Annotated in this window: 16 protein-coding genes; 4 read left to right on the top strand and 12 right to left on the bottom strand. The window is 33.4% G+C overall.

What is annotated here, in order from left to right:
- Positions 1–171: 171 nt before the first annotated feature.
- Complete coding sequence (locus C1X07_RS06190) at positions 172–1,197, top strand: DUF3078 domain-containing protein (RefSeq protein WP_241507203.1); 1,026 nt, start codon at positions 172–174, stop codon at positions 1,195–1,197.
- Positions 1,198–1,199: 2 nt separating this feature from the next.
- Here C1X07_RS06190 and hflX read toward each other — a convergent pair whose 3' ends face one another.
- A complete protein-coding gene (gene hflX / locus C1X07_RS06185) occupies positions 1,200–2,408 on the bottom strand; it encodes a GTPase HflX (protein ID WP_103069115.1) in 1,209 nt (402 codons plus the stop codon).
- Between the two features lie 284 nt (positions 2,409–2,692).
- On the opposite strand from hflX, the gene C1X07_RS06180 reads away from it, so the two are divergent.
- The 3 genes from C1X07_RS06180 (at position 2,693) to C1X07_RS06170 (ending at position 9,620) form a co-directional block, all read left to right on the top strand.
- Positions 2,693–3,667 carry an endonuclease/exonuclease/phosphatase family protein gene (locus C1X07_RS06180; protein ID WP_103069114.1) on the top strand — a complete coding sequence of 325 codons (975 nt, stop codon included), beginning with the start codon at positions 2,693–2,695 and terminating at the stop codon, positions 3,665–3,667.
- Positions 3,668–3,819: 152 nt separating this feature from the next.
- Positions 3,820–4,302, top strand: coding sequence for a hypothetical protein (locus C1X07_RS06175; RefSeq protein WP_103069113.1), 483 nt, complete (start codon positions 3,820–3,822; stop codon positions 4,300–4,302).
- 701 nt (positions 4,303–5,003) lie between these two features.
- Positions 5,004–9,620: a T9SS type A sorting domain-containing protein gene (locus tag C1X07_RS06170; protein ID WP_103069112.1), complete on the top strand. Its 4,617-nt coding sequence runs from the start codon at positions 5,004–5,006 to the stop codon at positions 9,618–9,620.
- Between the two features lie 262 nt (positions 9,621–9,882).
- On the opposite strand, the gene C1X07_RS24760 is transcribed toward C1X07_RS06170, so the two are convergent.
- The 11 genes from C1X07_RS24760 to C1X07_RS06120 form a co-directional block, all read right to left on the bottom strand.
- A complete protein-coding gene (locus tag C1X07_RS24760) occupies positions 9,883–10,080 on the bottom strand; it encodes a hypothetical protein (protein WP_128755207.1) in 198 nt (65 codons plus the stop codon).
- 281 nt (positions 10,081–10,361) lie between these two features.
- On the bottom strand, positions 10,362–10,589 hold the full coding sequence (locus C1X07_RS06165) for a VF530 family protein (RefSeq protein ID WP_103069111.1): 228 nt from the start codon (positions 10,587–10,589) through the stop codon (positions 10,362–10,364).
- Between the two features lie 189 nt (positions 10,590–10,778).
- Positions 10,779–11,858 carry a methyltransferase domain-containing protein gene (locus tag C1X07_RS06160; RefSeq protein WP_103069110.1) on the bottom strand — a complete coding sequence of 360 codons (1,080 nt, stop codon included), beginning with the start codon at positions 11,856–11,858 and terminating at the stop codon, positions 10,779–10,781.
- A 127-nt stretch (positions 11,859–11,985) separates the two neighbouring features.
- Positions 11,986–13,842: a leucine-rich repeat domain-containing protein gene (locus tag C1X07_RS06155; RefSeq protein ID WP_164914105.1), complete on the bottom strand. Its 1,857-nt coding sequence runs from the start codon at positions 13,840–13,842 to the stop codon at positions 11,986–11,988.
- Positions 13,843–14,416: 574 nt separating this feature from the next.
- Positions 14,417–15,253 (bottom strand): M57 family metalloprotease, encoded by an 837-nt coding sequence (locus C1X07_RS06150; protein WP_103069108.1) that lies wholly within the window; start codon positions 15,251–15,253, stop codon positions 14,417–14,419.
- Positions 15,254–15,880: 627 nt separating this feature from the next.
- Complete coding sequence (locus tag C1X07_RS06145; RefSeq protein WP_103069107.1) at positions 15,881–16,531, bottom strand: hypothetical protein; 651 nt, start codon at positions 16,529–16,531, stop codon at positions 15,881–15,883.
- Between the two features lie 810 nt (positions 16,532–17,341).
- Positions 17,342–17,827 (bottom strand): hypothetical protein, encoded by a 486-nt coding sequence (locus C1X07_RS06140; RefSeq protein WP_103069106.1) that lies wholly within the window; start codon positions 17,825–17,827, stop codon positions 17,342–17,344.
- A gap of 324 nt (positions 17,828–18,151) precedes the next feature.
- Positions 18,152–18,667 carry a hypothetical protein gene (locus tag C1X07_RS06135; protein WP_103069105.1) on the bottom strand — a complete coding sequence of 172 codons (516 nt, stop codon included), beginning with the start codon at positions 18,665–18,667 and terminating at the stop codon, positions 18,152–18,154.
- 116 nt (positions 18,668–18,783) lie between these two features.
- Positions 18,784–20,922 carry a hypothetical protein gene (locus C1X07_RS06130; protein WP_128755206.1) on the bottom strand — a complete coding sequence of 713 codons (2,139 nt, stop codon included), beginning with the start codon at positions 20,920–20,922 and terminating at the stop codon, positions 18,784–18,786.
- A gap of 115 nt (positions 20,923–21,037) precedes the next feature.
- A complete protein-coding gene (locus tag C1X07_RS06125) occupies positions 21,038–22,576 on the bottom strand; it encodes a T9SS type A sorting domain-containing protein (protein ID WP_103069103.1) in 1,539 nt (512 codons plus the stop codon).
- A gap of 530 nt (positions 22,577–23,106) precedes the next feature.
- The gene (locus tag C1X07_RS06120) at positions 23,107–24,510 is read right to left on the bottom strand and encodes a DUF5689 domain-containing protein (RefSeq protein ID WP_103069102.1); all 1,404 of its coding nucleotides are present in this window, start codon (positions 24,508–24,510) and stop codon (positions 23,107–23,109) included.
- Positions 24,511–24,538 lie beyond the last annotated feature (28 nt).

The following is a 24,538-nucleotide window of genomic DNA, read 5'->3' as shown; positions in this document are numbered from 1 at the left end:
AATAATAGGGGGTTGAAGTATCTATGTTAATAGATCGGTAAATACAAACAAAACCAGTATAAAACTATTGAAGAAGTAATTTTCTGCAACTTGTTTTTGATAGAAATATCATAGGTCTATACTTGCTTTGCGCATGTGTGTATTTGTTACAACCCTGTAATATAACCACATATGAGAGTATTTTTTTTAATTATTTCACTATTTTTTTTAATAACCAAAACTTCGGGGCAAGAAGAAAAGAAAACAAAAAACCTGGATTCGATTCAGGTAAATTTAAAACGATCTCTGGATAGTATTTTAAAAAATACAACAAACGATCTAAATATTATTGTTTTAAAGCAAAAGCTAAAAGAGATTACTCCAAAAAAGCCAAAAGAGGAGCATATTGGCTGGAAGGATAAGGCTAATTTTTCTATGCTCTTTAATCAATCTGCTTTTAATTTTGACTGGCAAGGGGGAGGAACCTCTAATGTTGCAGGGAACACTACATTAAACTATGAGTTTAACTATAAAAAAAATAGCTTAACCTGGGATAATAAAATTATCGCAGATTATGGTCTTACTTTTTTAAAGGATGAAGATTTTGCCCGTAAGACCAGTGATCGGGTTGAGTTTAATTCTAGGTTAGGACAAAAAATAGGCAAGAGTCTTTGGAATTATTCTTTATTTACCAACTTCAGGTCTCAATTTGATAAAGGGTATCGGTTTACCAAAGATCCAGATACCGAAGAGACTATTCGTACAGAGGAGACACATTTCTTTTCTCCGGCCTTTGTACAGATTGGTCCTGGATTGTTATGGAAAAAAAGGGATAATTTACACCTCAATATTGCACCTGTTACCTCTCGTATGATATTTGTTGACAAAGAATTTACCAATATACCAGACTATAAAGATGGAGATTATTTTGGGGTTGATACAGGGGAGAGTTCTCGTTTTGAATTTGGAGGGTCATTGGCGGCATATGCCAAATATAATGTAGCAAAAAACATCTCACTAGAACAAATCTTAAACTTATACTCTAACTATATTGAGGATCCAGAAAACATAGATATTGATTATACGTTAAATGTTAATTTGCAAGTCAATAAGTATATCACTGGTAGTTTCGCCTTTCAATCAATCTATGATGACAATGCTACCAGTGGATTTCAGATACGTGAAGTAATTGGACTAGGACTCAAACACGAGTTTTAAACCTATTCTTCGACAATCTCGGGATATAAAAAGTTATTATACGGAAAACGAGTTACATGTATCTCTCTTACTTCTTTGTATACTCGTTTTCTAAAATCGTCAATATTTTCTTTGTTTATGGCAGAAATAAACAATGCATTATCTCCTATTCTACTCATCCAGGTTTGTTTCCATTCATCAAGTGTATAGTGTGCTTTAGTTTTTTCTGTCACCAAATCATCAGCATCAATTATCTCATGTTTATACGCATCAATTTTATTAAATACCATAATGGTGGGCTTATCTCTGCAATCAATTTCTTCGAGTATTCTGTTTACTGATTCTATATGGTCTTCAAATTGAGGGTGAGAGATATCAACTACATGTAACAATAGATCTGCTTCTCGTACTTCATCTAAGGTACTTTTAAAGCTTTCTACTAGTTGAGTAGGAAGTTTTCTAATAAAACCAACCGTATCACTAAGCAAAAACGGAAGATTACCTACCACTACTTTTCTTACAGTGGTATCTAGAGTTGCAAAAAGCTTGTTCTCTGCAAAAACTTCACTTTTGGCAACCACATTCATTAATGTAGATTTACCCACATTGGTATATCCTACCAGAGCAACTCTTACTAATTTACCTCGATTACCTCGTTGGGTTGCCATTTGTTTGTCTATAGTAAGAAGTTTCTTCTTAAGTAAAGAAATACGATCTCTAACGATTCGACGGTCAGTTTCAATTTCGGTTTCTCCAGGACCACGCATCCCTATACCTCCTCGTTGTCTCTCTAAGTGAGTCCACAACCCTGTTAACCTAGGTAATAAATATTGATATTGAGCCAGTTCTACCTGAGTTCTGGCATAACTGGTTTGTGCTCGCTGCGCAAATATATCAAGAATCAAATTTGTTCGATCAATGATTTTAGCTTTTAGAATACGCTCTATATTACGCAATTGTCCTGGCGACAATTCATCATCAAAAACTACGGTTCCGATATCATTTTGCTCTACATAAATTCGTACATCCTCCATCTTACCCGTTCCTATAAAGGTCTTAGAATTTGGCATGTCCATCTTTTGAGTAAATCGCTTTACTACTTCTCCTCCTGCAGTATAGGTAAGAAACTCTAATTCATCCAAAAACTCATCAAGCTTTTCTTCATCCTGATTTTTGGTTACAATCCCTATCAAAACAGTCTTCTCGTATGCTACTTCTTTCCTTTCTAACATTAGCTACCTAATCTTCTATATCTTAATTTATTATATTGCATCTGTAAACAGAGCTACAAAAGTACGATAATTATACTATTTTAATTTTGAAATCGCACGCCTAAAAATTGAATTCGTTTTTTTAGTATTCAAGCAAAAAATCTAAGCATATCTGAAGCTATACTTAAGTTTTTTGACAAAGAATAAATGAAAAGAAACAGTTTATTGGTGCTATTTTAAAATTAAAATAGTATCATACACTCTGAAACTTATATGATAGCGGATATCCTATAAAATTAAATGCTATGGCCAAAAAAATTTACTTTACTAAAAAGAAAACAAATCATTATACAGTAGCATTTTATAACCTCGAAAACCTTTTTGACACCAAAGATGATCCTAATACCTTAGATAACGATTTTCTGCCAAATTCTGAAAAGCGATGGAATCGCAAACGGTATGAGAAAAAAATATTCAAGCTGGGTACGGCCATTTCTAATATTGGATTTTCAAAATCAAGAAAAGCTCCTGTATTGGTCGGTGTCGCCGAGGTAGAAAACAAAAATGTTCTCGAAGATCTGATTGATTCTAAACATCTAAAGCAAAAAGAGTATGGTATTGTGCATTATGATTCTCCTGACGAACGTGGTATAGACGTGGCGTTGCTTTATCAAAAACAATTTTTTGAGGTTATTAATTCAAAAAGCGTTCAGCTTTTGGTTGACAATGATAATGGCGAGAGGGATTATACACGTGATATTTTATGGGTTACAGGAAAATTAAATAATGAAGAGATTCACATATTAATAAATCATTGGCCCTCTAGAAGAGATGGAGCAGAGTTAACAGCTTATAAACGTGTTACCGCCGCAGAAAGGAATCGCGAAATTATAAATCAGATCACCAATGAAAACCCTGATGCAAAAATTGTGATTATGGGGGATTTTAATGATGATCCATCTAGCGAAAGCGTAAAAAAACATCTGGTACAACAGGATCTTTTTAATCCAATGGAAAAATTACTTACCAGATATAGAGGTAGTGCCAGTTATAAAAGTCAATGGAATTTATTTGATCAAATTGTCTTTAGCAATAATTTTCATAAGTACGAATCGGGCAAACATTGTTTTTCTGATGCCTCAATATTTGACAAAGACTTTTTAAAAATCTATAAGGGTCGGTATAAAGGCACCCCTTTTAGAACCTATGCTGGTAGAAAATATAAAGGTGGATATAGTGACCATTTTCCTGTATATATACGGTTAAGACATAATCTATAAAAGTTATTTCTCGCGTAGCAAAAAGGTCTTTTACCCCTCATAAAATAGGTAAAAGAACCTAAAAAAGTCCGAATATTTTGAAATTCAAAATATTCGGACTTTTCTGTTTTGGCATCCTTCTATATTCGCCAAACAAACCAATAACTTTAAATATGAAAACACAAAATTTTAAAAAGCTAGTTCTTTTGTCTGTAGGAATATTATTTTTTTCCTGTAGTACATCTGACCTTACAGAAGCTGACGAAACATTATCTTTGGAAAAGACCAATGTAGAAATTGTAGAAAACCCTGAATCCAAACTAGTTATTTCTGCTGGATATCTTCCTGGGATTTATGGATCCTCAAACGTTAATGCGTATCAAAACGCAACGTACAGTTATTTTTTATCCCAAGCCGAGCTCAATGCAGTGCCTAGTCATTTAAGACGATTTAAAGTACGTTTTCAGGTACGTAACTCCAATGGAAACTGGGTTCATAAGCAGTCCTATTTAAATCAACCCAGTACGGTGACGGCCAAGTTTCCTAAATATGGAAATAATAATACTGCTACATGGAGAATCGGTTTCCAGATGTATAATAAAAATACCAATACCTATTATAGCAAATCCTGGAAAAAAGTTACTGTTAATAATTAAAAAATAGTACTGGATTTTGATCATTTACTCAAAGAGCAGGTTCTTGCAAAAGAGCTTGTTCTTTTTTTGATAGGTAGTAGAACATCAATTTTTCACCAAAAAAAGCTTGTAGTTTGACACATCCAGATTCCGACCTTGACCCTCACTCCCGGTCACCGGTCATCGGTTTTCAAACCTCCAAAACACAAAAGCCGAAGTACTACAGTCATAAATCTTGTGTACTTCGGCTTTGAGCTTAATAGTTATTGTTAGGGGTAATTTAAACGAAAACTAATATGTAATTGCAACTTTATTGAGATGGGCAATAGCCCGGTGTAACCTCTCTTTTTATATTGACAACAATGTGTTTACTTAAACCATGTGATAAAAGTATAGTAAACACACTACTGTTATGAGAAGAATTAGATCAATGGAAGGTTTCTATCGTCCAATGGAATAAAACATGTAGACGAATGGAAAGCCGTAATAAATAAAAGGTTAATCTTCAAGTTCTCTCCCGATTAGACTTCTTATTACCAAAAATGGCAAATCCATATTTTACAAGTACGTTATGATTATTTTAATAAATAATTGTACCATTTAGAGTGTAAAAATTGAAAAAGCAGCAATAATTAAACTTTTTTTAACATATCTGTGCAATTATAGTCATTCTAATGCTATAACTTGTATTCCGCAAAAAATCACACAAATAACAAATAGTCATGAAATTAAAATTACTCTTAATTCCATTAGCTATCTCTTGCCTTTTTTTGGGGACGCAAAATGGATTTACGCAATCTGTATTTATTAATGAGATACACTACGACAATTCAAGTACAGATGTAAATGAAGCGATAGAAATCGCAGGAACAGCAGGAACAGATCTTTCTGGTTGGAGCATAGTTTTATATAACGGATCGAATAGTTCTGTGTATAATACCATATCTATTTCAGGAACAATTACCGACCAACAAAATGGTTATGGCTCCGTAGTGGAAATTCTTCCGACCAACGGATTACAAAATGGTGCTCCCGATGGTATCGCATTAGTCGATAACAATAATACGGTTATCCAATTTATCAGTTACGAAGGAATAATTACAGCAGTCGATGGTCCTGCTTCAGGAATGACAAGTAGCGATATTGGTGTATCAGAATCCAACAGTACTCCGGTTGGTGCCTCTTTACAATTATCAGGTGCAGGAACATTAGCAACAGATTTTATCTGGGAAGCTACCAACACCAACACTTATGGTGCGGTAAATACCAATCAAACTTTTGGAACACCGGTTATCATACCACTAATAAATGAGTTTGTTATGAATCATACCGGATCTGATACCGATGAGTTTGTAGAAATTCTGGCAGGAACCGAAACTGATCTAAGTGAATACTGGTTATTGGAAATTGAAGGAGATAGTAATGCCGCTGGTGTAATTGATGAAGTAATACAACTAGGTACCACAGATAGTAATGGATATTTCTCTACTTCATTTGGTAGTAATGTCTTTGAAAACGGAACAGTGGCTCTTCTTTTGGTGAAAAATTTTACAGGAACACTGGGGCAAGACCTGGATAGCAATGATGACGGAACTCTCGATCTAACTCCTTGGGAAGAACGTATCGATGATATCGGTGTTAATGATGGCGGAGCATCAGATCACAACTATGCTACTGTTACTTTATTACAATCGTTTGATGGAAGCTCATTTACGGTAGGAGGCGCATCCAGATTCCCTAATGGTCAGGATTCAAATACTACAGATGATTGGATCAGAAATGATTTTGATGGAAGTGGATTGCCTAGTTTTCCTGCCGTAGTAGCCGACCCAGGAGAAGCTGTAAATACACCTAATCGCGAAAATGTAGTAATCGATGATGTTGATCCACCAGCTACGCTAGTCATCAATGAGATTGATGCAGATACCGATGGGTCAGATGTTTTAGAATTTGTAGAACTCTTTGATGGCGGTGCAGGAAATACTACTTTAGACGGGCACATACTTGTGTTTTTTAATGGATCAAACAATCAGAGTTATGCCACTTATGATTTAACAGGTGCTACCACAAATGCTAATGGGTATTTTGTTATCGGTAACGCAGATGTTGCTAATGTAGGAATTACTTTTCCTGGCAATGGATTGCAAAATGGTGCAGACGCCGTAGCGCTATACAAAACGGAAGCTTCTAATTTTCCTAGCGGAAGTGCGGTTACTATAGATAACTTAATAGATGCTATTGTATATGACACTAATGATAGTGACGATCTAGAGCTACTAGTGTTATTAAATAGTGGTGAACCACAAGTTAATGAAGATGGAAATAATGATAAAAACTTTCATTCGTTACAACGTTTTCCTAATGGATCAGGAGGACTAAGAAATACCTCAACCTATACACAGGCAATACCAACACCAGGAAACCCGAATACCAATGCTACCGAAATAGTAAACCTTATTATTAATGAACTCGATGCCGATACTCAGGGTTCTGATGCATTAGAGTTTGTAGAATTGTATGACGGTGGTACAGGAAATACCTCTCTCAATGGGTATGTATTGGTAAATTATAATGGAAGTAATAATACCAGTTACAATGCCATTGACTTAGATGGGTTTTCTACCAATGCCGAAGGATATTTTGTGATTGGTAATGCTGCTGTTGCCAATGTAGATATTGTGGTTCCTGGAAACACATTTCAGAATGGTGCTGATGCTGTAGCACTATATTTTGGTGATGCTACAAGTTTTCCTAATGGGACTGCAGTTACCACAGATAATATAATCGATGCTATTGTATATGACACAGACGATGCAGATGATGTAGAGCTATTGGTGCTATTGAATACTGATCAGCCACAGGTAAATGAAAATACAAACGGAAACAAAGACAGCGAATCATTACAACGAGCTCCTAATGGACAGGGGGGGGCACGTAATACTTCTACCTATGTTGCCAAGGCTCCTACTCCTGGAACTGATAATGATGGTGTTATTGTAACCCCAGGTGATCCTATTAGTATTGCAGAAGCCAGAGCCATTGCAGAAGGAACACCGGTAACTATTGCAGGGGTATTAACGGCTACTGATAATTTTAGAGGACCCGCATTTATACAGGATGCCACAGGAGGTATTGCTGTTTTTGACGAGCAGGTTCATGCTAATGCAAGTTTAAAAATAGGGGATTCTATTACCATAACTGGGATAAGAGCCGCTTTTAATGATCAAATTCAGATCAGTTCTGTAGCAGAGGTGATACATAATGGACTTCCTCAGAATCCTATTACTCCAATAGATATCACTCTTGCAGAACTTGCTGATCACCCTGGCGAATTGGTTCGTGTACTCAATACAACATTCCCCAACCCAGGAGATATATTATTCGGAAATTCTAATTTTACGCTAACCGATACCAACGGAAGTGGGCAATTACGAATAGATAATGATGTAGCTTCAATCGTAGGGAAGGCACAACCTGTTACCTGCCCTGAAGTAATCGGTGTTATAGGTCGTTTTAGAGAGTTTTTTCAACTGTTACCAAGACAGGAATCAGATATTCCTTGCGCCGTAGAGTTTATTCCACCAGGAGATACTATTGGGGTTCCTAAAGAAGATACCTTTGATGTAGTAGCATGGAATATAGAATGGTTTGGTGATGAAAATAACTCGCCTGTAGGTCAAAACCCTTTATCTGACGCTATACAAAGAGACAGCACCGCTACAGTTCTTCAAAAATTAAATGCAGATGTATATGCGGTAGAAGAAATAGCAGATGATACCTTGTTTGCAGAATTGGTTGATCTGCTACCTGGGTATGAGTATATTCTATCTGATGCCGTTTCTCGTCCTGGTTCTGGAGGAGTATCACAAAAAGTAGGATTTATTTATAATACAGAAACTGTTTCTGTAGTAGAAACAAGAGCTATGTTTACTTCTATCCATCCGTTATATAACGGTGGTGATGCTTCTGCACTAGTTGACTACCCTAGTGATACCGACCGGTTCTACGCCAGCGGAAGATTACCGTTTTTAATGACAGCAGATGTTACTATAAATGGGGTTACTGAACGTATTGATATGATCGCACTTCATGCCAGAGCCAATAGTAGTAACGATCCTCAGAATCGATATGATATGCGAAAGTATGATGTCGAAGTATTAAAAGATTCACTAGATGTCAATTTTGCCAATAATAAGGTTATTCTACTTGGGGATTACAATGATGATGTTGATGAAACGGTAGCCGATATCCCATCTACAATCTCTAGTTTTCAGGAATATGTAAATGACTCAATAAATTATAATATTGTTTCTTCTGCATTAAGCGAAGCAGGATTTCGATCTTTTGTTTTTAGAGAAAATATGATTGATCATATTGCAATCACCAATGAACTTAATGATGCTTATATAGAAAATTCTGTAAGTGTTCATTATGAAGTCTATGATAATGATTATGCATTTACCACATCAGATCATTTACCTGTTTCTGCTCGATTCTTATTAGAACCAGAATATGTGGATAATGAGTGTACAGGTGCATCTGTCATTTCTTTTAATCAGGGAAAAAGACAAGATGGTAGAAGAATACGACGGTATAGAAGCAACCCCAGTCGTGCTTTAGGAAGCCCTGGAGAAAGAAGATATCTTAACTTTGTGAGTTTAGGTTTTGGTGGGTCGATTACAATAGAGTTAAACAATGAAATTTTTGATAATACAGATGCTAATGAATTTGCTGTATTCGAATCTACCGGTTTCTTTGACAATATCCCATGTAATTATTATCCAGAAACAGCAGAGATATTCGCATCACAAGATGGTATTGATTTTGTTTCTTTAGGTACCACCTGTCAGGATGGAGAATTTGATCTTGCTACTGGTAATCTACGATCGGCAAAATATATCAAAGTTGTAGATACTAGTGACAAAACTATTTTCCCTTGGTTTGCCGATGGTTATGATCTGGATGCGATTATGTGTCTTGAAAATGGTGAACGCATCGGTGCTACCAAAAACAATATCGTTTATGCCGAAAATCCAACGGCTTTAGAAAGTGAATTACTTACCGAAGACTTTGGTTTGGAAGAAGTAAATGTCGTAGTCGCTCCTAATCCCGTAAAAGATCAATTGTCTGTAGCGTTTAGCTCTTTTACACAAACCGATGTAGATGTTATCATCACAGATGTAACAGGTAAAACAATATATACCCAAACGATACGACTTAATACCGGTCAATCTAAGCTATCTATCGACATGAATAATTATCCTAAAGGGTTTTATATCGTAAAAGCCTTTGATGTTAGTGGAAAACTAAATATAACCAAAAAGGTTATGAAAAATTAACAAATACAGAAAGAAGCTTTTTAAAGCAAGTCTTGAAATACATTAATAAACAAACACCAACAAACCAATAATACTATTGAGTAATAGGAATTAGGATTTGTTGGTGTTTATTAGTTTTATAACTTATGTAAGGCGTTCTTATTTACTATTACTTATATTAAACACCAACGTTTTCAATCATTGCGAATCAAAAAGTGTTACAACTATAATGTATAGCTCAACCTCCTATAGAAGTTTTTTCTTTAGGAGTTATGATATAATTTTATGCGGCACATACGGATAACACAACGAGCCTACCATTTATATGCCTTTCAATACCACATATTCCAGAACAACAATCACTGTCACTGAAACATTTACGAGGTTCATTTTGACATCCATGGGTACCACCGTGAATTGATTTTTGAGTTTCTCTTTTTAGAATTACTGTTCCTTCAAAATTTAAAATGTTATCAAGCATAATAGTATGTTTTAATTACCTACTCTTTGTTAAGGTTTTCGGTTTTCCCTTAAATCTTATGATCATCTTGATTCAAGAACCAAAGTAGAAAGACATTTGCTTTTAAAAAAAAGTTCTCACACTATATTAAATAAACTAGGGTACTAAAAAAAGAGCTAAAAATATAGTAAAAACCATGCTTTATATCAGAACCTGTTAAAGTCTAATAATAGTATTTTGTAGTATTAAAACTTGGACAAATTCAGCTTTAAGAAAATCTCATATTTATTGTTTTTTAATACCTAAATAGACTTAAGATATAGTTTCTCTACTTTATCTCTTGCCCATGGAGTTCTTCTTAAGAACTTAAGACTGGATTTAATTGAAGGATCGTTGTTAAAACACCGAATATTAATTCTAGCGCCTAACTCATCCCAACCATATTGTGCTACCAGATATTCTAAAATATCTACCAGTTTAATACCATGCAATGGGTTATTAGCTTGTTCTTTACTATTCTTGTTTTTCATATCTTATAGCATTATATCTTACTAACAAAGATACATAATGGACTATGTTTTTTAGAATTTAAAGTAGGCGCACAAGAGTTGAGATAAAACACATAAACAAATCCGCTATGAAGGATTTTGGATTCAACTCTTGTTTAGCGCCAAGACTATAATTTTAGATAGTACCATTTTGATCTTATATAAAAAATACTACCCCTTAACGGCTACCCCTTTAAAAAAAGTATAACAAAAGGTTCCCCCTCCTTGGGCAGTATTATACAAATCATTTATTCCTGTATTCATTTCTTCTTTGCTTATAATTTTATTTGCCAACGCTTCTTCTCCTGCCCCTTTGATCATAGCCGTAAAAGTATTTTTTATAAATCCATCTAAAAGTTCTGGTTTTGAATCATCGACATATACATTTCTTGGAGAAACCGAGACATCTGTAAAACCAGAATCAAGCAACATCGGATACAATTGTCTTCCAATATTAGGATTTCCACCTTTTTGTTGTTGTAAAGTTACTTGCGCCCGTATTACTTTTTGTGCAGAAGAACTATCCGGATAAAAATAAGCAGAACCATGATCTCCTTCAATAACCATAAGTGTTCCTTTGGGTTTAAGAACTCTTTTTAGTTCTTGCAATGCCTTTTCTGGATGTAAAAGATGTTCTAAAACGAAACAAACAAAAATATGATCAAAATGCCCGTCTTTGAAGGGTAAATTCAATATGTCGGCAGTACTAAATCTTACATTTTTAATATCATTCTCTTTGATTGATTCTTCTGCTTTTTTTAATGAGGTAGTTGATAAATCAACAGAAACAAAAGTCGAACCCGGATTGTTTTTTGCAATAATCCTGGTTTGTGCTCCAACGCCACATCCAGCTTCCAGAATTAGTGATCCTTCTACCCATTTTGAATCGCAATGCAATAATTCTGCAATAGAATTTGCCTGATCATTTAATCGAATTGTTTCTTCTTCAGAATATCCATGAATATAATCCTTAATGCTATCTTGATTTATTTCCTGAATATTATTTTCGGCTTGTTCCAGGCGTTCTAATATCTCTTTACTGGCGTCTCGCAATTCTTTACCAGAAGTAGTAAATATCAATTGGTTATTTACTCTATAAAATATCTGAGTCCCTAAGCGTGTCTCTATTTCTTTAAGTTGATGACTTAATGCTGATTGCGTAAGAAAAAGCTTCTCTGCAGCATTTTTTAGGCTTCCTACCTCGGCAACAGTGTCAATTAGTTTTAAATGACGGATTTCTATATTAGCCATTAGATTTATTTTTTTGCAAAGTACAACGCTTTACCAAAAGCAAAAGAGAAAAGAATATGAAAAAAAGTAATAGCCTACCTGAACAAAATTCAGGTAGATGTTATAAACACAATGTCGCAGTATAAAACTAAAACTCTATTTTACAATCTGATATTAATAATTTAAGCTCTTCTTTTTTATCCTCTTCTAATTGGTTGGAACTTAAAATTAACCAAGTTAAATTCGTAAGTTTTTCTAGAGATCCCGGAAGGTCTGTAAGTTGATTTTTTCTTAAAAACAGCCCTGTTAAACTTCTGAGTTCTCCTATTGACTCCGGAAGATTAGTAAGTTGATTTTGCTGAATAAAAAGTTCTCTTAAATTTTTAAGGTTTCCTATAGACGGAGGAAGGGTTTTTAATTGATTGGCATATAAAAAAAGTTCTTCTAAATTTTTAAGGTTTCCTATAGATGAAGGAAGGGTTTTTAGTTGATTATTATTAATTTTTAACACTCTAAGGTTTTTAAGGTTACCTATAGATGAAGGAATATTTTTAAGGTTGTTTTTGGTCAGGTTTAATTTGGTCAAATTTGAAAAAGCACCTACTGATGAAGGAAGAAAAGTAAGTTGATTGCTTTCTAAGTTAAGCTCAGTCAAGTTTTTTAAATTCCCTATAGATGTTGGAAGGATACTAATAAAATTCTTGCTTAAATCTAATTGTGTTAGTTTGGTTAGATTTGCTATTGATTCAGGTAATTTTTTGATCTGATTGTTATTTATTTTTAAGATTTTAAGATTAACCAATTTACCTATAGATGTCGGGATATTTTTTAAGTTGTTTTTACATACATCCAACTCTATTAAATTTATCAAATTCTCGAAAGGTAAAGACAAACTAATTAGAGCATTGTTCCCTAAATTTAGTCTTGTTAGGTTTGTGAAATTTCCAACGGATTTGGGAATGTGCGTAAGTTGATTATTGCCTAAATCCAATACAGCCAAATTCATATGGTTTCCTATAGAGTCCGGAAGATTTACAAGTTTGTTATCACTTAAATCAAGCATATTCAAATTCATAAGCTCAGTAGTAGAGTCTGGAAGATGACCGAGTTGATTATTACTCAAATCAAACCAGGTTAGATTCATAAGTTGCACTATTGATTCAGGAAGGTTATCAAGTTGATTATTCCCCAAATCGAGCCATGTCAAACTCATAAGTTGAGGAATACATTCTGGAAAACGAATAAATCTATTATTATCCAAATGGAGTTCTGTTATACTCACCAGTTGATTCATCGATTCTGGTAGAGTACTCAACTTGTTTTTTCCTACATCAAGTTCTTTTAAGTAGGTCAGTTTGCCTATAGATTTTGGTAGATTAGAAAGTTGGTTGTTATTCAGACTAAGATCTGTTAAATAAAGAATTTCGCTTATAAACTCTGGCATAAATGTAATCTGATTATCATTTAAATAGAGTTTCTGTAGATGAGTAAGTTCTTTTATAAACTCTGGAATGCTAGAAATTTGATTCTTATCTATCCCTAGCCTGGTTAAGTTGGAAAATTGCGCTATAATTTGCGGAACGGTATCAAACCTATTATTCCCCAGACTGAGCCTGGTCAAATTAGTAAGATTTTCAAAGGATAAAGGAAGATCTGATAGGTAATTATAACTTAAAGTAAGCTCTTTTAAATTAGTGAGTTTTCCGATTTCTTTAGGAAGAGACCTAAGCTTGTTTCTGCTTAAACTAAGCTCTTCTAAATTAGTAAGTTCACCAATAGTTTCAGGAAGGTCGGTAAGCTTGTTATTGTCTAAATTTAGTCTCAGCAAATTAGTGAGTTTTCCTATAGATTTTGAAAGTCTTGTAAGCTTCTGATTACTTAAATCCAGTTCATAAACTAGATTAGGGGTTTTTAAAGCTTCATCAAGAGATTCATAGGTTTTGTATTCTTGAGCATTAATCCCTGCAAAAATTAGAATGAATATAATTAGAGTATTTTTTTTCATTGCTGTTTTTTTGAAGTTCATATAAATCTATTCACACAGATAAACTATTAGTGTGTTTCTTCGGCTAATATCAGTTCCAATACACTGGTATTGTATAAAATATTAGATTAAAGTGCTTTTAGAAGAATTTAAAACAGTATTCGAAAAGATAGCTTATGCAAAATATAAATTCGTTTATAAAAAGTAACTTTTAGAATAAATCATTTGTTATTACTAACACTCTCTCCATATACAACCTTGTATTTATTATTATACAAAAAATTGTATTAAAGACATGCTTTGATTATCCCTTGTACTTTTATACTGGATGTTTTTAATTCACTAACTAACAGTAAGATATAACATTATCTAATAGTATGCAAATGATCTTTTGGACTATGTAACTTCCTTTGTGTACATCTTCAAAAATTATAATCTTTACTCTGATTCTACCCTCCTAGTCATTTTTTATTTTATATATACCAATAGCTCCTTTTTATGGGATAACATTTTGTATGCGATTTCAAAGCCAAAACGATATAAGAATGCACCCCTTGATAATTATCAAGGGGTGCATTTAATAGAGATCTATTTATTAGTATAATATATTTAGTGCTGTTTTATCAGAAGGAGTAAGCTCTCCATCCTCACCAGATCCAAAACAAGCTAGCATAATAGAATCGGCATAGGGAGACCATGGGGTTCCTGGTATCCAGATAGCCGGAGACTCTGCGGGTAGTGGACCTGTATAATTACAACTCTGGCGATTATACCAATCCTGATGTCTGAATCCAATACAATGTCCTATTTCATGACCAATTACATGCTCATTAACATTGGTACTGTAGGCATCAGTTCCCGAGTTAATTCTCACCCATTTATACGGTTTACCGGCTGGAGTAGGAAATCCGGCACTTCCACCAGCTCCTCCTGCGACTTTATAAACTACAATGTCTGCTGCAGAGGTATTCGTACCATAACTAAGACTAAAATTAAGTGTATTCGGTAATACATTATAATTAAAAACAGCCCATGATAAAGCGGTTTTCATTTTAGGAGTTAATGCAAAACTTCCTCCTGTATATCCCAAAATTCTAATGTTTCTATTAGGTGCAGATACCAAATTAGGAGTTCTGTATTGCTTATGATCACCTTCGCCAGAATCCAGATCAGGATATTTATCTAAATCTGCTATTGGAATATTAATATCACCCGAAACCAGATTTTTTGATGAAGATCCATCTAAAAAAGTAACCTCTTCTATGGTAACGTTATCTGTATTCACCCCCATATTAAACAACTTAGTAAGCTGTGCTTTGGTTGGTTGCATAGTTACTTGTTCTGGTATGTCACTAGTAACTTCATCTTTTTGGCAAGACAAAATTAATCCTGCGATAATAGCGCAAAACGCTAATCGTTTCAATGTTTTCATTTGTTTTAGTTTTAAGAATATTAATTAACAGCCATTCAATTTGATAAAATGAGAGATGTGTGATTTTGAACTACATCTAACTATTTTACCTATAAATTGGTCTGAGCTGATTTTTTTTGAAACCTACAAATGCTAATAAGATCATTCTGTTAGTTATTGAAACAATTACATTAGGCGCCAGATATACTTTTGTTTCTTTCCTTTCTTGATGGTTTTGTCGTAATGATTCTTCTATCGATTGTAGGGTTCTGACCCTTAGAGTGGAGTAATATCAAATAAAGAAATATTTAATCTCTATTAATTTCAATGTTAAAATTATCTAAATATAGGGTCTTAAAAAAACAATAAATACCTTTTAAAAGAAAATAATAAATATAAAACATTGATTTATAAACACTTACATATAGCATTTATAAATATGACTACCAAAAAAAGGGGTAATTAACCCCTTGACTGTAAGTCATATACCTTAACTAAAAACAGGTGTTTGAGTGTTTTTTTGAGAAATTGACAAAAATGGGCGAAAACAGATATATCTTAATATATCATCGGGTTTATACATATCATGATCTCGCCCATGGTTTTCTTTTAACTCTTTAGTTACTATCAGTTCTGATCTAATTATGTTTAGCTTTTTCTTTTTCTACCCAAGGCTTCCATAAGTTGTGGTTCGTCTTCCAGGGCAATATTTGCGATTGCATAAAAATCTCGCATCCAGTCATCCATTTTGGCAAATGCTGCATCTTTTTGTTTGGTAGCATCCTGAGACTCCCCGGCTTCGCGTAAATACTCTGCTCTGCCTTTTTCGACTTTCTGAATTTGTAATTTACCATTACTTATATCTTCTGGAGTAATCTTTACTGATGCTAGTTTTTGTAATGTATCCTCATCGATGTCTACATAAAATTTGCGTATGGTTTCTATCCAATTAGTATATGCATTTGGTACACCACTATGCATTCCCAATTTTTTAAGTATCTCTGGGTTTTTGCGTAATATGGCTCTTGCCTTTTTACGATGTTTTCTGAATTTTGTATCCAGGGTTTCTTTCTCTTGTTTAAAAGCTCTAGATGCCACTATGGTTTCATCATCTTCTCTTTTGTTAAAATCATAAGTATTACGTGTTTGGATAAGTAGTTGTTCTCCTTCTTCTATCTTATCACTATCATAACCTAATTCTGCCATTTCTGTAGCTATCTTAGGTTGATTCTTAACATTCTCGAATGCTACCCGATATTGTTCTAATATCTCTGCTTCTGATTTTCTTGAATTTGCCATATAAATAAATTTAATTGTTATAAAAATTTCAATATTTCGATTCCTCAAACAGGATCATAGATTCCTCAATATGGATGAAGCTTTCCTCAAGACTAATCGTCTATTCCTCATGTCTAATCACGACCTACTCAACATTGATCATGCGCTCCTCACTTTAAACAGCCTATTCCTCATTCATATTAATGAGTTGCTCATCATTGATTGGAAATGTTTTCTTACTATTACGTTCTATTATTTACTGTTTTTTGTAATGGTAGTGCACATTACATCTGACCAAAAGGCAAGTATACAGCATAGTAGTTTCATTATTTGAAACTGAGAAAATATTTTAAAAAAATTATTTTGGCCCTTAAATAGAGATATAGGTCTTGAGAGGTTTGATTGACAAGGATATTACTCTCCTACAATTTTTATATTGTCAATATGATATCTGGTGGTAGTTTTGGGGTCTCCTTCTATATATCTGTAACCTGAAGAGAAACGACAATACTATTGAAACCTTTTTCATAATATAAAAGTTATGAAATGGTATTATTTGTTTTTTCATAATGCTCAGGAGTGTATACATCAGGGTTTTATACCTCTTTAATCTCATGAAGTTTTGCAACGCTTTTTTTCTGCAAAGTCATAAACCAATAAATAATCTTTATTTATTTTCTTGATAGGAACCATCTATTTTCTATGAAATAGTATCTTCATAATCCAGACTATACTCCGATATACTATTTACTTAAAAAATGTATCAGAGTATAGCCGTTGAAAATTAAGATATGATTGTTTTAAACTGAAAGTTTTTCTAAAACGAAAAAACTATTCTTGTTTGATATAATAAGGTATAAAATGTGCTATACTATCTCTTCCTTTTCGAAAATACAAAAGCGAAAATATTTTCTCATCTTTTAATAAAAGATAAGACTCAACTTTACCATTTACACTAATAACAAAAATATTTTCTCGTTGTTTACTTTCAAATAACCATAAATCTTCAATTGAACTATTATTATATGGTTCTATTTTGAAAGGAGCTTTTTTGTCAGACAAATGTTTCTTTTCTGTTCTTAGATATATGATATATTGTTTAAACATATCATTTGCTTCTTCATCTGATTTAATCTCAGAACCTTTATATCTATATTGACTAGATATTACTTCTAAGGATTTATTATTGATAAAAACATCTTCAAAGAATGACATTACAAAATCTTGTTTTTTGATTTCTATGTTTTGACAATAAGTGAACAATGAATAGACCAAAAACAAAGGTATTGCCAGCTTTAATTTTTTATTTATATGCATAATAAGATTTAATTTATATGGTTAACATCTTCCTTTTTTAGTAGGAGCATTGCCTCCGGTTTTATCTATAGTAATATTACCTGTTGAGGTTATACCTCTTATATCTTCTCCGAGTAAGTCTAAAGGAACGTCATTTGTCATAAAAAGAGACATTATAATATAAAAGGGATAATTTTCATCTAGTAAATACACAGTTAATTTGTAAGCATCTTAATAAGTTTTATATGACTTAAAAGAAAGAAGAGGATATCTAAGGCGTAGATATCCTCTTTTCATATTTCCATGGTCAACTTTTAAGGCTTAGTATCACTACTTTAATAAATACTAGTTTGGTTTAACGTTCAAAGAAGAAGGACCTTCCAAACTAAATGTTATTTCACTAATATTTTGTTCATGCCGTAAAAAAGCTTGAACATAGAAGTTTTCCTTTTTCCATATAATAAACAGAGGTTTTTCATCAAAGGTTCCTTCAACTAAATCGAAGTTGCCCTTTCTTGCAGTTTGAAGAATTTTGCCATTTTTATCTTTTAAATGACTTTCACTTACAAATTCCTGTCCTTTGATTACTTGAATATTATTAGGTTTTCCGTACTCTTCAACAAATAAATCGTAAAATTTACGATTTATAGTTTTGGGAAAATGTATTGAAATTGATTGAACAACTTCTTTTTCATTTTTTAGTATAGTTATTATATTATAAGTCATATTGAAAAAATTTTTTTCAATATGTTCATTCGGGATATAATAAAAACTCTTTCCATGAAGTCTATTTTCAAAATCATTTCCTATTGTTTTTTCAAAAACAGAAAGAGGTTTCCCTAAAAGTTGTTCAAATTTCATGTTATTTACCGAATAGTTATTCTGATTAAAAAATGAAATTAGTATTAAATAATTAAAATATTTCATCAAACTTCGGATTTAGTATAGAATAAGTTTAAAATTAACTAATCTTTTTATTATTCACAATCAAATGGGTCTCCGACCCCTAAAAGATTTGTTATGTAAGGTGCAGGGCTAGGTATATTGAATGGAGGCGTATACGTAACTCTTCCACCATATGTTTTTAATTGTATAACTAACTCATTATTAAAAAAAGATTGTATATCGGTTTCTACTGCATCTGGATTGTCAAAAAAGTATACATCTGTTGCTTTAATGGCTGCTGATACTGCTTTAGCTGTAAGGTTAGCTGCTCGACCGTTTGTCATCCAACTAGGCATAGTAAAGTATATAACTCCATTTGAATTTACTTCTACAAAACCACCATAAGGACTACCATTTGGTCTTATTCCCGCCGTATAAAATCTGTGATTAAAATTTTGTACTGCGCATGCTTTCTGTGAAGCTCCTGGTGGTTGAGCATATTCAAAACTTCTACAATCAGCACTTAAAAAAGGATTTACATCAGGAAATTCTCTTAAAACACTAATAGCATTAGTTATATATTTTATTTCTTCAATTGACAAACTTCCATTATTGACTACTGAAGAATAATACTTATAAACAAGTTCTGTTTTGTCTAAATTATAAATTAGGTAGGACTCTAGTGAGCTAGATAAATTTAAATTTATTGTTAACTCATATACCTTCTTCCTAAAAGCAAAGTCAAAAGTTTCCCCTCGTGCCAGTGTTTGAAAACCTTCTATAACATAGGGTAACTCAAACATTGAAGGGAGTCGTAAGCCTGCACTCCATAAAGTTTGTCCCAGAGTACCTTCAAAAACTATAGGCATCTGTGGGGGACCAATAATAGGATAGTTAAAACGTCCTACATCAAAAATTGCCGCAATCTCATCATACGATAAAAGAGGTATTGTTATTTGGTTATCTTCAAAAGCATCCTTAATAAATTCACCCTCAAATTCTGGACGAGGGATTCTATTACTAAATAAACTATTGAGGAAATTGTTATATCCTCTCAGGCTTATACCTGTCCAGGTATTATCAGGAAACACTACATTCATTGCCATATTTTGGCGGGTTTCATCCTGAAATACAATAGTATTATTATCGGCTGTTAAGTTAATATCAGCAGAGCCATAACTAGAACCGTTTCTCCACTGCCTTAAAATATCACTGTGGATATTCATGGCTTGACCATAATATCTAACCATTTCCAGGTGTTTTTTGAGATCATTTTTTACCTCATTCCTTCCATCAAACCATTCTGTTGGCACTTTAATATGATTATCTAAAGCATAGTTAAATAAAGCTTGATCTTCTGGCAACTCTGGAAAAGTTATCGGATTGTTCTGATAAGGATTAAATGCTATAATACCTGCCAATCCTTCTGTATGATTCCTGTTGATGACCTCATAAATGTTTGGGTTGTTACCAAATGGAACGGGTAATTTACTCGTATTATCTATATTAACAGAGGTAATGTATGCAGTCATAAACCGAATGGCATCTTCATAATCCAGACTATTGTAGTGCTTAATATATTCGTTAACCAAATATCCTGTAAATTGATTATTAGTTCTAGCATGCTGTAATTGTTGTCTGTTTATATCATACTTTTTTAAAGCATCTCTTTGTTCTTTTCGTATTTGTTTTAGAACAAAAATGTATGCTTCTATTTGACTGTTTGGAATATCCTTTAAGTACCTATCTTCAAACTTAAGATCCCCATAAGTTGAAGCATTGCTAATTCCTTCGTTTTTTCGTATTTCCAGTACCTTAAAATTTAGTGTTGAGCTTTCTAATTTTTTTTCATCATACCCTTGTAAATTTCTGAAATGCTTATCTACAAGGCGATAATACTCTTCTGCATTGTCAATCAAAGTTTTTTCGAAGTATTCTTTTTGCACTTGACTAAAACTACTACTTGTAGGTCTTCCTTTCATTACTTCTTTTAGAATATTCTCTTGATTCTGTAGCCAAGTCTGTTGTGTATTATCAATGGGCATATACTGATTAAAAAGACCTAGTTGTATAATTCCTAAACAAAAGCATCTTTCTGTCTCAGTGCCTTTTTCCTCACAATCAATACAGCTTTCTGTACCATCGTCTGAGTATTGCTGGATCTGTGCATATGTGGTGTTGGATAACAGGTATACCATACCCATTATCAGTAATTTATATACTATTTTCATGTGTTTATAATATTGTTTTAGATGTCATATGGAACTCGCCTAATAATCATTCTTTTGTGTATCAAAAAACTCTTATAATGGCTCGTTTCATTTGTATCTGTTTTATGGATTGGTTTTATTGTTTAACAACTGTTTTGGAGTATGACATTCCATTGATGGTCATTTGTATCACATAGGTACCACTTGGTAACTCCGCACTATCAACAGTAATCGTTTGTGAACCTCCGGCAGTATATTTTTGAGTGGGTACACTTATCCTTTGCTGACCAAAAAAATCATATACCACCACCTGCACTTCAGCCGGCTGATCCAGGGTATAGGTAATATTAAACTGATTACCTATGGGGTTGGGTGAGATCACCGCAAAATCTTTACCCAATGGTTTTGATGTTGTGGTTTCTGGAGCGGTAGCTGCAATAGTAGTTGTTCTTGCTGCTGTCTCAGGGTATAAAACCATCCTGATCGGAGTATGTACCTTTTCATTAAATTCTACAATTTCAGTACTTCTAGTAGGTTTTACAATCAGTGCTTGCTTACCATCTATAGTAGCTTCTTTAAAATTAAGCCTTTGAATACTATAAGTAAGGGTGTTTTTAGTTGGATGATCTTGTAATAAGTTCTGCAATAATGGGATCCTAAGCGGAAGGAACTGACCAAAATTTATGTAATATTCTCTGAGAGGGGTATAAAGTCTATTGTCTTTAATCCTTGTCTCTCCATTCATGGTAAATTCCAGACGTACATCTTTATAATCTCCATGATCCTGCCGTATGGCTATAGATAAGGTAACCGGGATATAGCGTTTTACTCCTTTGGCAGCCCAGTCATACTCTATATAATGTCCATGAAAAGTGGTCTTGCCACTCCCTATAAGGGTCATTTGTGTATAGTTGGTATTATATCCTTCAAGACTCGCCAGGCGTTCCTCTGCCGAGATCGGTATCCAGTCATTATTTTGCCCTTGTAGCTGCTGTTTTAATGTTTTGCTATTAAGGATAGTATTCTCTGATAGCATCTGTAATGCCTTTGCTTTGTTTACAGGCATGCCATACCCAAAATAATGCATAATAGCCAGCCAGTGTTTTGCCATAGGATGGGTACTACTCTCAAAATGGGTCTTGGCTTTATTGATTAAGGTCGTATTGGTAAAATCTTCATTGGTCACCAGATTTTTTAGATTAAGATATCCTAATATATAATGTGCGATATCGGTTTTGTGGTTGAGCGTTACCAAACTTTCCATATTACCGGCAATTTGTGTATAGTTAATATGATAGTTTTCTTGATATCCATCTGTGAGCAGGTTAATACTATGAGTGAGCATAGCATCTGGATACTTATAATATGCTGCTCTGAATATATGTAAATATGCCAGTTCCCGCCTTTGTCCAAAAAGAAAAGCGTAATCTCCTTTCTGAAGATGTAGCAAGCCCTTGGCATAGGCAGATGACGGATTGGTTTTACCATATGCTTCTTCGGCACAGGGAGTAATATATTCAATCAGTTGGTCGATAAGCTGAGGGGGATAATCTTTGAAATCATTTTTAAATTGTAAGATTTCTTCTGCTTTCTGTTCGCAGGTTAGTTGTGCATGACTGATATGCACAAAACATAGGGCAAACAAGAGTAGCCCCAACAAGTTTGATCTATTCATTTTGTATAAATTTAAATTGTTAATTAATGAGTTATATTGCTGATTTGTGTAGGGTGTCCCCAAGGCGATTCTTTGGTGAATGCCATAGGTAAGCCCGTAGAAAAGTTCTTTTAAGGACTTTTCTTTAAGAGGTATAAAACATGGATGCAGTGTCTAGAATAGTAGCCATATCATATACTCCTGTATATTTTTGATTTTGATATGCTATGCGTGGTGATATTGTTTTGTGTACATAAGTTGGATTTTATTAGGTTTTAAAATAATTATGGTTTCTAGATGCAATAATAAATGAAGCCAGTTTCGTTTTTCGGAATCGGGTGGTAGTAAAATGTTAAAGTTTTATACGCTTTATCAAGTTTATCATTCTGTTTTGGTTATAGATCGATAACAAAGCTAAAACACCTCAAAATGAAATCCTTACAGAAATCTGTAACTTGATCTTATTTTTTTGAATACACCATACTCAACCCGGCAAAGTCAATTAACATGAGTAGGTTTACAGGTATTGAGAGGATTGATAAACTAGAATATTAATCTCCCGTAATTTTTATATTGTCAATATGGTATCTGGTGGTAGCTCTGGGATCTCCCCCTATGTATCTAAAACCAATACGAACGACTCCTTCTAGGCAAGATATACCTATTGGTCCTGCGGGTATAATGTTTCCAAAAGCATTTAATGGTCCTCTGGGAATAGAAACATCAAGTTTTTCCCAAGATGTTGTTGTTGGGTTTCCGCTAAAATTATTGGTAATAAAAACTTCAAGTATATTTCCGTTATCATATCCCGCCTGAAGATCAAAATTTAAAATTTCATGGGTTGATGAATTAAGATCTATATCAGGAGTAACAAGCCATACTTCATACATACTTTCTTTGGATCTGTAGCCAGTGATCTGTAGATATTGATTTTCGCCAAAACTTCCTGTTTTATAGGATAGCTTACCTCCTGTTACATTACTATTAATCCACCCAAATTTTTCTAGATCCTTGATTTTGATATTTGTAAAATCTTCTTCGAATAGTAACTGCGATCCATTAGAGACTTTAGAACATTCTAACACTATGGGATCACATCTGGTTTCATTATCAAAGATTAAACCTTTAGGGGTATTAACTACTATGTTATATGCATTTCCTAGATAGTTTTTGGTCAATATCCCTTCGAAACTTCCTTGCCTACTAGGTAGTTTAAGCCCTTTGAACTTTGAAAATGTACTTGTGCTCAGAATAGTATTTCTACCTGTGATGCAACTTTCTACAATACGTTCTCCATCAAATTTATCATGAGTTTCTGCTGCAAAAGTAAAGGTGTTATTTTCTTGAACAAGGTTCTTGGTAAACTGAATATTATTTACTTTGATATATATATTCAACAACTTATCCGTAAAATCTTCAAAAGTAACTTCTAGCGGAGTTATTGTGGCAATTTCTGTAGACCGTATGACCGACTTATCTATAAAAAAAGAAGGTATTGCACCAATATCATTTCCTACTGAAATTCCTAAAGTTGGTACTCCATTTTCTATCCCCAGAGATAAACCATCTAATTTAATATATATTCTACGACCAAATTCATATGTAGTAAATAAGGGATTATCATCAATTAATACTCGTATCCCTGCCGATGGATTAATCTCCTTGTCCTGAAGTATTAATTCTTTGAAAAAATTACTCGCTTTATCACTAGATATTACATATCCTTCAATAAAGTTATTAGTGTTTTTAAAAAAAACTTTGGCATTCTCTCCTTCTTGTTCTTGCTCTTGTCCAAGAATACCTAGCATTGCATCAATTGTAATTGTTGTGCCTTCAATACGCGGTTCATCAATTATAATTTGAGATATTTTAAAATCATCTTCTGGTGAGCAAGCTGTAATTGTAGTAGCTACAATCAAAATCCAGAAAATTTTCTTTGTATTAGTTAAATTCATTTTAGACTGTTTTATTGGTTGTACTCTT

Source organism: Aquimarina sediminis (genome assembly GCF_002895435.1).
Lineage (GTDB): Bacteria > Bacteroidota > Bacteroidia > Flavobacteriales > Flavobacteriaceae > Aquimarina > Aquimarina sediminis.
This window is presented reverse-complemented; position numbering and strand designations above follow the sequence as displayed.

What these genes read in the sequence shown, in the direction of transcription:
- C1X07_RS06165 (WP_103069111.1), bottom strand. Translation starts at nt 10,589, where the DNA reads ATGAAAAACAAGAATAGTAAAGAACAAGCTAATAACCCATTGCATGGT.
- C1X07_RS06175 (WP_103069113.1), top strand. Translation starts at nt 3,820, where the DNA reads ATGAAAACACAAAATTTTAAAAAGCTAGTTCTTTTGTCTGTAGGAATA.
- C1X07_RS24760 (WP_128755207.1), bottom strand. Translation starts at nt 10,080, where the DNA reads ATGCTTGATAACATTTTAAATTTTGAAGGAACAGTAATTCTAAAAAGA.
- hflX (WP_103069115.1), bottom strand. Translation starts at nt 2,408, where the DNA reads ATGTTAGAAAGGAAAGAAGTAGCATACGAGAAGACTGTTTTGATAGGG.
- C1X07_RS06145 (WP_103069107.1), bottom strand. Translation starts at nt 16,531, where the DNA reads ATGGCAAATTCAAGAAAATCAGAAGCAGAGATATTAGAACAATATCGG.
- C1X07_RS06170 (WP_103069112.1), top strand. Translation starts at nt 5,004, where the DNA reads ATGAAATTAAAATTACTCTTAATTCCATTAGCTATCTCTTGCCTTTTT.
- C1X07_RS06190 (WP_241507203.1), top strand. Translation starts at nt 172, where the DNA reads ATGAGAGTATTTTTTTTAATTATTTCACTATTTTTTTTAATAACCAAA.
- C1X07_RS06160 (WP_103069110.1), bottom strand. Translation starts at nt 11,858, where the DNA reads ATGGCTAATATAGAAATCCGTCATTTAAAACTAATTGACACTGTTGCC.
- C1X07_RS06125 (WP_103069103.1), bottom strand. Translation starts at nt 22,576, where the DNA reads ATGAATAGATCAAACTTGTTGGGGCTACTCTTGTTTGCCCTATGTTTT.
- C1X07_RS06135 (WP_103069105.1), bottom strand. Translation starts at nt 18,667, where the DNA reads ATGAAATTTGAACAACTTTTAGGGAAACCTCTTTCTGTTTTTGAAAAA.
- C1X07_RS06150 (WP_103069108.1), bottom strand. Translation starts at nt 15,253, where the DNA reads ATGAAAACATTGAAACGATTAGCGTTTTGCGCTATTATCGCAGGATTA.
- C1X07_RS06140 (WP_103069106.1), bottom strand. Translation starts at nt 17,827, where the DNA reads ATGCATATAAATAAAAAATTAAAGCTGGCAATACCTTTGTTTTTGGTC.
- C1X07_RS06155 (WP_164914105.1), bottom strand. Translation starts at nt 13,842, where the DNA reads ATGAAAAAAAATACTCTAATTATATTCATTCTAATTTTTGCAGGGATT.
- C1X07_RS06130 (WP_128755206.1), bottom strand. Translation starts at nt 20,922, where the DNA reads ATGAAAATAGTATATAAATTACTGATAATGGGTATGGTATACCTGTTA.
- C1X07_RS06120 (WP_103069102.1), bottom strand. Translation starts at nt 24,510, where the DNA reads ATGAATTTAACTAATACAAAGAAAATTTTCTGGATTTTGATTGTAGCT.
- C1X07_RS06180 (WP_103069114.1), top strand. Translation starts at nt 2,693, where the DNA reads ATGGCCAAAAAAATTTACTTTACTAAAAAGAAAACAAATCATTATACA.